Source organism: uncultured Pontibacter sp. (assembly GCF_947502515.1).
In the GTDB taxonomy this organism is placed as follows: Bacteria; Bacteroidota; Bacteroidia; order Cytophagales; family Hymenobacteraceae; genus Pontibacter.
Window position 1 is genome coordinate 265,194 of record NZ_CANNAI010000004.1, and the last position, 12,210, is coordinate 277,403.

Sequence of the window (12,210 nt, forward strand, 5' to 3'; positions counted from 1 at the left end):
CTAATTCAACATCCAGTCGATGTCGGCGTCGGTAGTAGTGTGGTGTGGCTGTAGGAGCTGGAACAGGGCCTGGTCGATCAGGGCTTCACCATTCATGGTGAAATCCTGTACCGAGCCATTGTACATCAGCTGGCCGTCGTTTAGCACCCCGATGTGTGTGGCAACACGCTCTACATAGTTCAGGTCATGCGACGAGATAAGCACTACCCGGTTTGGCGTGCTGTAGTTGCGGATCAACTTCACCAGCAACTGCGCTGCGATTGGATCAAGGCCTGTGAAAGGCTCATCCAGGATGAGCACGCGCGGTTTGTGCAGGATGGCGGCCACAATACCCACTTTCTTTTTCATACCGGTAGAGTAGCCCGCAATGTTTTTGTGCAGCGACTCACGCTCGGTGAAGAAGTAATTGGTCAGGCTATTGATACGCTGCTGCGCCTCTTCTTCAGGCAATTTGTAAAGCTTTGCTATAAAGTTGAGATACTCTAGACCAGTGAATTCTTCGATCAGGGGGTTGTCTTCGCACAAAGCGCCAAGGTCCTGCTTCACTTCCAGTGCATTGCTCAGGTAGTCCTTGCCATATAGCGATATAGTGCCATCGTCAGGTTTAATGAGGTCGAGAATACTGTTGAGGAAAGTGCTTTTACCGACGCCGTTTTTGCCAAGCAGGCAATAGCACTGGCCTTGTTCTACTGTCAGGTCAAGCGATTGCAACACATATTTGTTGCCATACGCTTTCGATAGTCCTTTTATCTCGATGCTCATATTCTTCCCCTGGCTAAATATAGTAATATAACTATTTTGTATAGAAGTATAAATTTAGTTATACCCCCGAAATAGTCCAAACTTTATGTGCGAAACTTAAGCTAAATGCCATCGGCATCCCTAAAATCTTATGCGTTTCTGTGCTAAAGCAACATTGGTAGCTATGCATAAGGTTTCGGCGTTTCTCAAATGTTTTGCGTTTTTTTGATAGCAGTCGCGCAAGCCTTTAAGAGCCAAAACTTTGCCATAATTATATAGCATCAACAGGAGAACTGTATTTATGTTCTTTAGACGAATCTAAAATATAATGTAAGTAAATCTAAACTTTTATTTAAGTTTGTCTCGTAATAAGGATGAAAAGCTTTGATAATAAAAATGAAGTACCTATACCTGATTTATGTGTTTTTGACAATTCCCTATCTGGTTAGTGCGCAAACCGGAAAAATCAGAGGACTGGCACTTGCGGGAGACAAACCTGCTGCTTACGCCAGTATAGGCCTGGCTGGAAGCAGTATCGGCACGACTGCCGATGAACATGGGAACTTTGAGATAGGGCAAGTGCTGGCAGGTACATATAAACTTAATGTTTCTGCTATCGGATACAGGACGCAGGAGCAGTCAGTGACTGTAAAGGCAGGCGAAGTGAGCACAGTAAAACTAACTTTACAGCCTCAGGATGCCCGTTTACGCGAAGTGGTGGTATCAGGCACCATGCGGGAGACATACCTGCTGGAGTCGCCTGTGCCGGTTGAGGTCTATACTCCCAAATATTTTCAGAAGAACCCGACACCGGCTATTTTCGAAGCACTTGAGATGGTGAATGGGGTACAGCCGCAGATCAACTGCAGCGTGTGCGGTACCGGCGACATCCACATCAATGGCATGGAAGGCGCTTATACCATGGTGCTGATCGATGGTATGCCGGTCGTGAGTGCCCTGTCTACGGTTTATGGGTTGAGTGGCATCCCGAATAGCTTAATCGAACGGGTAGAGGTGGTAAAAGGACCGGCCTCTACCTTGTATGGATCAGAAGCGGTGGCGGGGCTCATCAACATCATCACCAAAAGTCCTGCAACGGCTCCACGTCTCTCCGCTGACCTGTTCTATACCTCCCACCGGGAACTGAACGCCGACATTGGGTATAGCAAGCGCTGGAACCGGGCATCGACTATGCTAAGCACAAACTATTTCCGGTTTGCCGACCGACGGGACGTGAACCACGACAATTTTACGGATATTCCGCTGCAGCATCGCTTTTCCGTATTTAATAAGTGGAGCCTGAACCGACCGGAAAACCGGGTGGCCAACCTGGCGGCCCGTTACTACTATGAAGATCGCTTTGGTGGGGAAATGCAGTGGCAACCCGTAAACAGGGGCGGCGACCAGGTATACGGAGAATCAGTCTACACAAGTCGCTATGAAGTGCTGGGAAGCTACCAACTGCCTGTGCCTGAAAATCTGTTGTTCAGCTTCTCTTACAACGATCACCAGCAGAATGCCGCTTACGGTGAAACCGTTTACAAAGGACATCAGCGGGTGGGCTTCGGGCAACTGGTTTGGGATCGTGATCTGGGAGCCAGACAGAAGCTGTTGCTGGGAGCCACTTACCGCTATACCTGGTATGATGACAACACTCCTGCCACTGAGTCGGGAGAGGGAGAGTCTGCCCGGAACCGGCCAGACCGCATTTCGTTGCCCGGGGCCTTTGCACAGCACGAGTACAAAGCCTCTGATAAGTTCACCGTGCTCTCTGGCTTGCGCTACGATTACCATTCGGCACATGGGGGTATCTTTTCTCCGCGGCTAAGCATGCGCTGGGCTCCAAACGAAGATAATACCTTCCGCCTGAGTATGGGCAATGGCTATCGTGTGGTCAACCTGTTCACCGAAGACCACGCCGCCCTCACTGGCGCCCGTGAAGTTGTTATTCGGAATGAACTGAAGCCAGAGCAGTCCTATAACGTCAACCTGAACTACCAGCGCTACATTCCGCTTGGCAGTGGCTTTCTGAATCTGGAGGGAGCGGCGTTCTATACCTATTTCACGAACAAGATCATCGCTGATTTCCTGACCAACAACACGCAGATCATTTACGACAACCTGAGCGGCCATGCCATTTCCAAAGGTATAGCCTTGAATACGGAGCTGGCTTTTACCTTTCCGCTGCGCCTGCACACCGGTATTACGCTGATGGATGTATACCAGGTGCAAGATAGTGGTGAGGGGCGGAGAGAGCGCATTCCGCAGTTGCACGCACCCCGGTTCTCGGGCACCTTTACTGCATCGTACCAGTTCAGGCAACTTGGTGTCACGCTGGACTACACAGGCAGTGTGAAAGGCCCGATGTACCTGCCGGTTCAGGAGAATGACTTCAGACCGGAAAAGTCACCTTTGTTTAGTCTGCAAAACCTGCAAGTCACCAAAGCGATGGGAGAGGGCTTGGAACTGTACGGCGGCGTTAAAAACCTGCTGAACTTCATGCCCAAGCACCCGCTCATGCGCCCCTTCGACCCATTTGACAGGCAGGTGGAAGTGAATAATCCGTATGGCTACAGCTTCGACACGGAGTATAATTATGCACCTATGCAGGGGCGGCGGTTTTTCATGGGCGTTCGCTATACTTTGCCGCAGTGAGTTAAGTGTTTGACTGTGTGAACAGTTTGAGTGTAGTTCGAGTTAAGTGACAGGATTTGCAGGAAAATAGCCGCAAAAAATCAGTTTTGAGCATGGATGGCTGTTGCAATTCTCAACTCTTCGATATACTTTTGCAAACCTAATCAGCTGCGCACGTGGTGAAACTGGTAGACACGCCATCTTGAGGGGGTGGTGCCTTCGGGTGTGGGAGTTCGAATCTCCCCGCGCGCACATCAAAAGCTCTGTTCTTAACTGAACGGGGCTTTTTTGTTTTTAGGGGCTGTTTTAAGCTCTCTTTAGCCCATATCTTAGTGACCTATTCGGTGACCTAGAATCTTTAGGTGATCTGGGTCACTCAATTGCTTGTAAGTAATTGATCAAGATGATTTTGTAATGATATGTCTTCTATAGGAATGCTTTTGAGAGGTGCGATGAATCAAGATTAGTAAAGGCCTGGTAGTGTCTTTTCTAATCCAGCGGTTCCATTCCTATACCTTCCGTTCAAACGGGTTCTCCGGCTTCACCAGCATCACCTGCTCCCGCTCTACTACCACGGCACCCGCAGGGGCGCCTTTGGGTTTGCGCACCCACTTTTTTGGGGTATAGAGCACCGGACAAAGGGAATCGCTTTTGCGCTTGCTATAGTAGGCGGCCAGTTGGGCGGCTTTCTCGAGAACGGAGGTGGGCACGGTTTTGCCGGCCTGGTGCTTGATCACCACATGCGAACCTGACACGTCCTTAGCGTGCAGCCAGATGTCTTCTTTGTAGGTATGGCGCTGCGTGAGCAAGTCGTTGTTCTGGGCGCTTTTGCCGACCAGTATCTTAAAGCCTTCGGTCTCAAACAAACGGAAAGGTGCTTCCTGCTGGGCCTGCTGCTTCGTGGTGAGCAGGTGGGCGTGCTCTTTCAGGTATAGCTTGAGCGCCTTATAGGTCTTGGCTTCCTCCAGCGCTTGCAAAGCGTCTTCCAGCACAATGGCTTCCTCGAGTTTTCGCTCCTGCCGCTCCTCTAGTTGACTGATTTCTACGTGTTGCTTTTTGGCTTTGCGGTACAGGCGTTCGGCTTGCTTCTGGGGCGTTTCGGTGGCCTTGAGCTTGAACTTGCGCTGGCGGTCGGTATAGAAGTCATAAAGCTCTACTTCGGTGGCTCGGGGCGGAATATTGGTCAGGTTGGCCATGATGATGTCGGCAATCTGGGAGTAGGAGCGGCCATGGCGCAACTCGTGTAGTCGAGCCTCTGTTTGCTCCAGTATCGCCTGTGTGGCGCGTTGCTTCTTAAGAAGTTGTTGCTGTGTCTGCTCAAAGATGCGTTCAAAGCCGGTTTCGCTCAGATAACTGCGGGTAAAGCCGTTTAGGGCTTCCATCGGATTGTCGTATACCTGCAGCACTTCTCCCAACTGTATAAGCGAGAGCCGCAGCTTTCCGTTCAGCCTGATCAGATAATAGGCCGCAGGTGCTTCGAGTAGCTCGAGCATGGTCTGTACCAGTTCCCATTTCTCTTCGAGTGTAGCATCGCTAAACCCACGCTGCTCCAGGTACAGGGCGGGCAAATCGCCGAAAGTAGGGTATACCTTCTTCAGATTACCATCAGCCGCAGCAAAGGCCTCGAAGTTTTGGCGGATAGGTCTGTCCATCTGCAGTGGATTCAGCTCCAGGTCAGCGCCGAATTTTTTGTGGAAAAGCTTGAGCGGCTCTTCATCCTGAAACAGCACGATGTTGGAGCGGTTGCCAAAAAGCTTGAACAGCAAGGTATAGCCATTGCTCAGCGTCAGGTTAAAGCTGCGCTCGTTCAGGTGCTGCACCACATCCTGTACGGTTTGCCCTGACAGCTCCCCAAAAAGGTTGATCGTATTGGCCTTGGCCCGTTTAAACTCTGTCGGAAAAGAAAGCGATGAAAAGTGGGCTGTCAGTGAGGCACGGATATATAACTCGCGCTCCCCATCAGCAAAGCCTATCACCAGTTCGTCCTTGTTCTGACTGAAGCAGGTGACAAGCTCCATCCCAACCAGCCGGCTGCGCAGCTGCTCGGATAGTTGCCTTAAAAAGTAGTAATTCTGGTGCATTTATACCTCAATCTGCAGGCCGTCGTAGCCTAGTCGGATAAAGTCGGGGAGGGTGAGCTCTACCTCGCGGTGGAGACCCAGCAAGTGGCTGATGTGCGTCAGGTAGGCGCGCTCCGGCTGCAGGTCCTCGAGCAGCTCAACAGCCTCCTGTAATGAGAAGTGCGAAATGTGCGGCTCCTGGCGCAGGGCGTTGAGCACGATCACCTTCGAGCCGCGTACCTTTTCCTTTTCGGCTTCCGAGATGTAATTGGCATCGGTGATGTAGGTGAAATCTCCGACACGATAGCCCAGCACGGGCAGTTTATAGTGCTTTACCCGGATTGGGATGAAAGGAACGCCTTCGATCTCAAAAGGTTCTTCGGTAATAGGGTGCAACTCCACACGGGGAATGCCGGGGTATTGTATACCTGAGAAGATGTAGGCAAACTCCCGCTTGAGCTGCTCCAGCACACGCTGCTCGCCGTAAAGCGGCATGTCCTTGTGCTGCGAGAAATTATAGGCGCGGATGTCGTCGAGGCCGGCAGTATGGTCTTTGTGCTCGTGGGTAAACACCAGGGCATCGAGCGTGCGAATGCGCTCGCGCAGCACCTGCTGGCGGAAGTCGGGACCAGAGTCGATGATGATGCTCTTGCCGCCTACCTGCAAATGTACCGATACACGCAGGCGTTTGTCCCTGTAATCAACAGAACGACACACTTCGCAGGAGCAACCGATTACCGGTACGCCCTGCGAAGTGCCCGTGCCTAAAAGCGTTACTTTCAATTGGTTCTTTCCTGATTGCGGATATCCTGATAGAGCTGTCGGTTCTTCTCGCTCAGCAGGTTCTCATCCACTGTAATGGTTCTCAGAATGTCGTACAGGCAATTGATTTTTCCTTCAAGGCTGAAGTACTTATTCACGACAGCTACTTTCATGTCTTTGAGCACACAGTAGCCTGCTTTAAAATTCCCCTTCTCGTAGCGCAGTACAAAATCTGACTCCGCAAAAATATCCTCCAGCTTATTTAAAAATGGCCGCGTGTACTTCAGTTCCATTTACAACTCTCCGGTGTGCTTCTTTACGGTCTGTACCAGCATGTCGAAATCAAGCGGCTTCGGCAGGTACTCGTTGATGCCCACTTCCTTGAAGTCTTCCATGGTATAGTTGTTGGCGTTGCCTGTTACCGCAATGATCGGAATGTTGGAGATCTGCTCATCTTTGTGCGCACGGATTTCCTTAGAGCACTCCATACCGTTTTTGATCGGAATGTTGAGGTCCATCAGGATGGCGTCGATCTTATTGTTTTCTACCTGCTTGATCACCTCACTACCGTTCTTGGCGGTCAGGATCTTGTAGTTCTGAAGCTCGAGAATTTTCTTCGTCAGGTTCAGGATCACAGAGCTGTCTTCTGCAATCAGGATGGTTTTGTTGTCTGCCATGGGTTTAATAAACTATAAAATGATCTCTTTATAAGTTTTGCGGTAGTTTTCGTATTGGGCCAGCAGCTTTGCGAAGTTATTTCTTACGTTATCGTACTGGTCATGTTTTATGTCATGCTCCAGGATTTTGGCTAGCTCGGCCACCTGGTTGATGCCAAGTGTAAAGCCGGTCCCCTTAAGTTGGTGCAATGTACTTAAAATACTTTTGTATTGTTGTGCCTCCAGCTCTTTTTTGGCCTCTTCGAGCAATTCACCAGCTTCCTGTTCAAATTCCACATACAACTGGCGTGCAAATTCCGCCCCTCCAATCTCTTTGAGTTGCTCTGTTATGGATAGGTCGATCACAGGTATAGCATCGGCCTCCGAATCATCGTCTATGGCAGCAGTAAGCCCACCGGCTTTGTCGCGCTTCCAGTTCAGCTCATGCCATCTCATGATCACTTTGTAGAGGTCTGAACTTTTCACCGGCTTGGAGATATAATCATCCATACCCTGACTCATAAACTTCTCGGCATCTTCGCGCATAGAGTAGGCGGTCATGGCCACTACCGGCGGACTGTCATTGCCCAACTTCTCCTGGATAATTGAAGTAGCCGTCACGCCGTCCATTTCTGGCATCTGAATGTCCATGAACACCATGTCGTAGCCATTGTTAAGCGCCCTGTCTATGGCTTCGTATCCGTTGGATGCCACATCGGTGCGGCATCCCAGTCGCTCCAGCAGCTTGAAGGCCACTTTCTGATTGATCTGGTTGTCATCTACCAGCAGTACATAAGGTGTGAAGTCCAGCACCTCGGCTTCGGCGTTTTGCAATTGCATGCGCTGTAGCTGTGCTTCCACTTCTTCGCTGTTGGCTTTCTTCACTTTTATCGTGAACCAGAAGGTACTGCCATCATTCGGTATCGATTCCACCCCGATGTCACCACCAAGCAGGTGGGTGAGCTGCTTCGAAATGGCCAGTCCGAGACCGGTGCCGCCAAAGGTCTTGGTAGACGAGTTATCAAGTTGGGTGAAGTCAGTGAAGAGCAGTTTCTGGTCTTCGTCGGTTATACCTATACCTGAGTCCTTCACACGCACTTTCAGCATATACTCCTGACCCTTCTTCAGTGGTTCAGCATCTACGTGTATACTCACTTCGCCTTCGTTCGTAAACTTAATGGCGTTGGAAGTCAGGTTGGAAAGTACCTGCAGGAAGCGTGTTTCGTCGGTGAGCACATAGCGTGGTGTCTCCGGCGTTATCGTGTAGGTAAAGTGCAGGTCCTTTTGCTGGGCCCGATTCGCGAAGAGCGAGTGTATCTTGTTGAGCGTGTCGTGCAGGTCCATGCCGCTCTCGTGCAGCACCAGTTTGCCAGCCTGCATCTTCGACAGGTCGAGGATGTCGTTCAGGATCGCCAGCAGGGCATCCGAAGACTTGCGCAGCGTATCGATATACTCCTTCTGCTCCTCGTCGTTCACGATCTGACTCAGCAGGTCAATCATGCCGATGATTCCGTTCATAGGTGTGCGCAGTTCGTGGCTCATGTTGGCCAGGAACTGTGTTTTCACCTTGAGCAGGTTCTCTGCTTCTTCTTTGGCTTTAAGCAGCGCGACCTGCGTGCGCTTCAGTTCGGACACATCGCGCAGCACACCTTCCATACCGGCAGGCTGTCCTTGCTGGTCGTAGTTGAGGCGTGCATCGAGCAGTACGGTTTTAATGGAGCCGTCTTTGCAGACCATTTCTATCTCGAAGTCACGGATGCTCTCCTGTTCCAGTACCCGCTCTTTTACCAGCACCCGATCAGCTGCATTGGCATACAGTTGCTCTGATGAAATACGCTGGACTTCCTGTTCATTATACCCCAGTAAGCTGTACACTGAAGGGCTGACCAGCTCAAAGGCACCACCCATGGTCGTGCGGTAATACACGTCCTGGAAGGACTCGAATATGCTACGGAACTTCACCTCACTCTGGGCCAGTGCCAGCTGTGAGCGTTTCTTGTCTGTGATGTCAAGGGCTATACCTGATATCTCCTCAAAGCTTCCGTCTTCCAGGTAGATCGGGTTCAGGTATACCTCACGCCAGCTCTCCGGATTGTGTAGGTGCACTTCAAAATGCTGCGGTTGCCCATTGAAGGCGAGTACGTACTTCTCTTTCCAGAACTCAAAGGAGTTCTCGTGGAAGTTCACCACATTGTTGTCGTTGAGCCTGGTGTAAAGCTCCAGTTCCTGCCCGCTTCTGTTGAAGAAGGCTGTCGCAAAGTTTTGATTGAATGAGGTGAGCTCCAACTCTCGATTGAGCGACCACATGTGGTGCGTACCGGATTCAAAGATGGCGTTGAGGCGGGCGTTCTGGTTGTTGATCTGCTCTTCGTTGCGCTTACGCTCAATGGCAAGCGCCACCTGGTTCGAGATAAAGTGCAGGATCTCGATGTCGGTATGCACATAGGCATTCGGGTCCTGGTAGTCCTGCAGCGTGATCACCCCAATGATGCGATCGCCGATGGCTAGCGGGGAGCAGAGGATGACCTCTGGTATAGCGCCATGTATGGTGATGTCCTGCTCCCGGGCTAGGTCCAGCAGTTCCGACTTCTGCATGTAAAGCGGCTTGCCTGTCTCGATGATATACTCTGACAGACCGTGTGAGAACTGCCGACGCATTTGCGTCTTGGACGATTTGTCCACAAACTGATCGACCAGGTAGGCAAAATGCAGGTGGCGGTGATCGTTATCGCAGAGCGCAATGTAGATGTTGCGCGTCTCAATGATCTTGCTCAGTTCGCGGTGAATAGCCGAGTAAAGTGAGTTAAGGTCCTTGCTGCTGATCGCCAGGTTTGCAATACTGTAGTATACCTTCTGCAGGCGCTCGGCCTTGATGCGGTCGGTGATATCGTGCAGGATGGCGCGCGTTGCCACCGGACGACCGTCCTGCCAGCTGCAGGTAATGGAGCCGATCAGGTGTACGGGCTTGCCGGCCTTGGTCAGGAACACGGTTTCCATCTTGTTTACATTCTCACCCTTGTACAGATTGCGCAGCTGGTAGATCAACTTGGCCTTGTAATAAGGGTGCACGATGTCGTTGAGCGTGAGTGACTCAATATCATGATCGGTATAGCCCAGGCGGTCTTTCCAGGCTTTGTTCACGAAGATGAACTTATTGTCTACCGAGATATTCTGGATCAGGTCGTGCGCATTGTCGAAGAGGTCCTGCAGACGGATCTTATTGTCTTTCAGAGCCTCCATGGCAATACGCTTATCGGTCATGTCCTTGCCCACGCTGGTCAGGCCAATCAGGTCACCTTCGGGACCGTACTCAAACATGCAGTTCCAGCGCACGGTTTTCACCTGGCCAGACTTGGTGATCAGGTCACGCTCATAGTATGAGTTCAGCTGCCTGGTTTCGATGGATCGCTTGAAGTCATTAAAGCGTGTCTCGCGGTCAGACTCAGGCACCAGCAACTCGTAGAAATTCTGCCCGATCAGCTCCTCGCGTGAGTACTCCACATAAGTCAGGAAGTAATCGTTGGCGTAGGCGATGTTGCCGTTTTTGTCGAGGCTGTAATAGATCAGGTTTACTTTCTCCAGGAAGCTGCGGAAATGGGCCATCGACTCGCGGGCGATTTCCTCGCGTCGCTTGGAGTTCTGCACCTGCTTGCGTTGGGTAATGTCGCGCTTGAACACCAGAATGTGGTAAGCGCCGTCGATCATCACGCGGTTGAGATTGAGCTCCGTGTCCATGGTGGTGCCATCTTTACGGATGTTCTTCCAATCAACAGTGATCGGTTTCCCGTTCGCCATCAGCTGCTCGATCAACATGGCCGTTTTCTCTGTCGAGCGCATGCCGTCCGGCTGATACTCCGGCGAGTAATCATTCGGTGTTTTGCCTACCAGGTCTTCGCGGTTGCACCTAAAGTACTCCAGTGCCTTCTCGTTGCAGTCTACCACAATACCGTCACGGAATAGCAGAATGGCGTCGTAAGTAGACTCAAACATGATCTTGTACTTGTCCTCGGTATGGGAGAGCTTGAGCTGCAGATCGTGCTTGGCGATGTAGTTGCCAATGGCGCCCCCGATAAAGTCGAGCAGCGACATAAACGACTGGGTGATTTTGGCATCATGCCCTGGCCATACCAGCAGGAGTGCCGTTAGGCCGGCCTCTGAACTGACAGGCAGCACAGTCAGGTGCTGACCCAGCAAATCTTCCATTTGCTGAACGGTGTCTTGCAGGGCTTTGCGGCGTTCAGGTTTGGCAAGCTGCTCAGCCTGCGTCACCGGCAACGGAATAGAGGTCGGGAGGTAGCCGGATGGCGTTTCGCCTGTGTTATAGGAAAGAAGTGCTTTGCCAGAGGTAGCATCGTAGGTATAGACGGCACCACCGATAACATCGGTCTTGTCCAGCAATTCGTTCAAGGTATAGCGCAGCACATCTTCGCGGCTCTCGGAGCCCGACAGATTCGTAATCAGGTGGTTGACGAATTCGAGCTGGTGATTGCGGAAGCGCACATTGCGTTCCGCACCAACTGCTTCGTACAGATTCTTGGCTGATCCAAAGATGACGGTCTGGCCATTGAAGCTGCCCTTCTTCAGAGAGATCTCAACTGGCATCAGTTCCTGCTCTGTTTCACGAAGCCACCACTCAAAGCGCTGTGGTTCCCCTTTCAGGGTAGTCTGCAACTGGTTGCGCAGGGCTACCCGCTCAAACAGGTTGAGTTCAAACTGCTTGAACAGAGATTTTCCAATGATCTCCTCTTTCCTCAACTGCACCAGGTCCGAAGCGCTCTGGTTAATGTCGATGAAAATGCCATCGTGGTCGAGGACAAACAGAGGTTCTGCGCTATCGTCAAACAGGTTATGATAACTTGCGTCATCAGCTTCTGTGGCTGCATTCTCCGGGATGTCAAAGCACAGGAAAGTCTGCCCCTGAAACTGCAGTTGCTGACAGTGGAAGGTGCTTAGGTTGTCCTGACGGTCTTTTATTTTGCCCGTCGCTTTATCTTTTTGAGCCAGTGAAACCTTAAAGGCCGCAAAATCATCTTCATCAGCCAGGCCAACCAGCGGACGTATAGCTGTACCCTGCTCTACAGGGAGTATGGTTTCGGCTTTGGGGTTGGCAGCAAGCAGCTCCCCTGCAGCGGAAGCAACAAGCAGGGCATGGTCAGCAGGATAGAGCTGACTAAGCACCTGGAGCAGGTTCTCAGCAAGCATTGTCAGGCTTTCAGTAGTTTGTTGGCTAGGTATCAGTGGCATCTGGTGTGGTTCCGTTGTCGTTTAAACCCATAAATTAGTAAAAAAACAAAAGCAATGGCACTTTTGCTTCCTGAATAACAAGAAAGGGAGTTAATTTGTGGCATAAACACGAA

General features: G+C 51.1%; 7 protein-coding genes and 1 tRNA gene. 2 read left to right on the top strand and 6 right to left on the bottom strand.

The window, feature by feature from the left end:
• Positions 1-762, bottom strand: coding sequence for an ABC transporter ATP-binding protein (locus Q1A54_RS12360; protein ID WP_299988482.1), 762 nt, complete (start codon positions 760-762; stop codon positions 1-3).
• Positions 763-1,137: 375 nt separating this feature from the next.
• Here Q1A54_RS12360 and Q1A54_RS12365 point away from each other — a divergent pair, with 375 nt between their 5' ends.
• Complete coding sequence (locus Q1A54_RS12365) at positions 1,138-3,396, top strand: TonB-dependent receptor (protein ID WP_299988484.1); 2,259 nt, start codon at positions 1,138-1,140, stop codon at positions 3,394-3,396.
• 149 nt (positions 3,397-3,545) lie between these two features.
• Positions 3,546-3,627 (top strand) — tRNA-Leu (locus Q1A54_RS12370).
• 257 nt (positions 3,628-3,884) lie between these two features.
• Here the strand turns inward: Q1A54_RS12370 and Q1A54_RS12375 are convergent.
• From Q1A54_RS12375 to Q1A54_RS12395, 5 genes are read right to left on the bottom strand one after another with little or no spacing between them, the layout of a single operon-like run.
• The gene (locus Q1A54_RS12375; RefSeq protein ID WP_299988487.1) at positions 3,885-5,456 is read right to left on the bottom strand and encodes an NFACT RNA binding domain-containing protein; all 1,572 of its coding nucleotides are present in this window, start codon (positions 5,454-5,456) and stop codon (positions 3,885-3,887) included.
• On the bottom strand, positions 5,457-6,218 hold the full coding sequence (locus Q1A54_RS12380) for an MBL fold metallo-hydrolase (RefSeq protein WP_196115409.1): 762 nt from the start codon (positions 6,216-6,218) through the stop codon (positions 5,457-5,459). It abuts the gene before it with no gap.
• On the bottom strand, positions 6,215-6,490 hold the full coding sequence (locus tag Q1A54_RS12385; protein WP_007653775.1) for a hypothetical protein: 276 nt from the start codon (positions 6,488-6,490) through the stop codon (positions 6,215-6,217). The genes Q1A54_RS12380 and Q1A54_RS12385 overlap by 4 nt, the downstream gene beginning before the upstream one ends.
• Positions 6,491-6,874 carry a response regulator gene (locus tag Q1A54_RS12390; protein ID WP_007653774.1) on the bottom strand — a complete coding sequence of 128 codons (384 nt, stop codon included), beginning with the start codon at positions 6,872-6,874 and terminating at the stop codon, positions 6,491-6,493.
• Between the two features lie 12 nt (positions 6,875-6,886).
• Positions 6,887-12,097: a PAS domain S-box protein gene (locus tag Q1A54_RS12395; RefSeq protein ID WP_299988494.1), complete on the bottom strand. Its 5,211-nt coding sequence runs from the start codon at positions 12,095-12,097 to the stop codon at positions 6,887-6,889.
• Positions 12,098-12,210 lie beyond the last annotated feature (113 nt).

Coding starts and splice junctions, on each gene's coding strand:
- Q1A54_RS12360 (WP_299988482.1), bottom strand. CDS start 762: ATGAGCATCGAGATAAAAGGACTATCGAAAGCGTATGGCAACAAATAT.
- Q1A54_RS12365 (WP_299988484.1), top strand. CDS start 1,138: ATGAAGTACCTATACCTGATTTATGTGTTTTTGACAATTCCCTATCTG.
- Q1A54_RS12375 (WP_299988487.1), bottom strand. CDS start 5,456: ATGCACCAGAATTACTACTTTTTAAGGCAACTATCCGAGCAGCTGCGC.
- Q1A54_RS12385 (WP_007653775.1), bottom strand. CDS start 6,490: ATGGAACTGAAGTACACGCGGCCATTTTTAAATAAGCTGGAGGATATT.
- Q1A54_RS12390 (WP_007653774.1), bottom strand. CDS start 6,874: ATGGCAGACAACAAAACCATCCTGATTGCAGAAGACAGCTCTGTGATC.
- Q1A54_RS12395 (WP_299988494.1), bottom strand. CDS start 12,097: ATGCCACTGATACCTAGCCAACAAACTACTGAAAGCCTGACAATGCTT.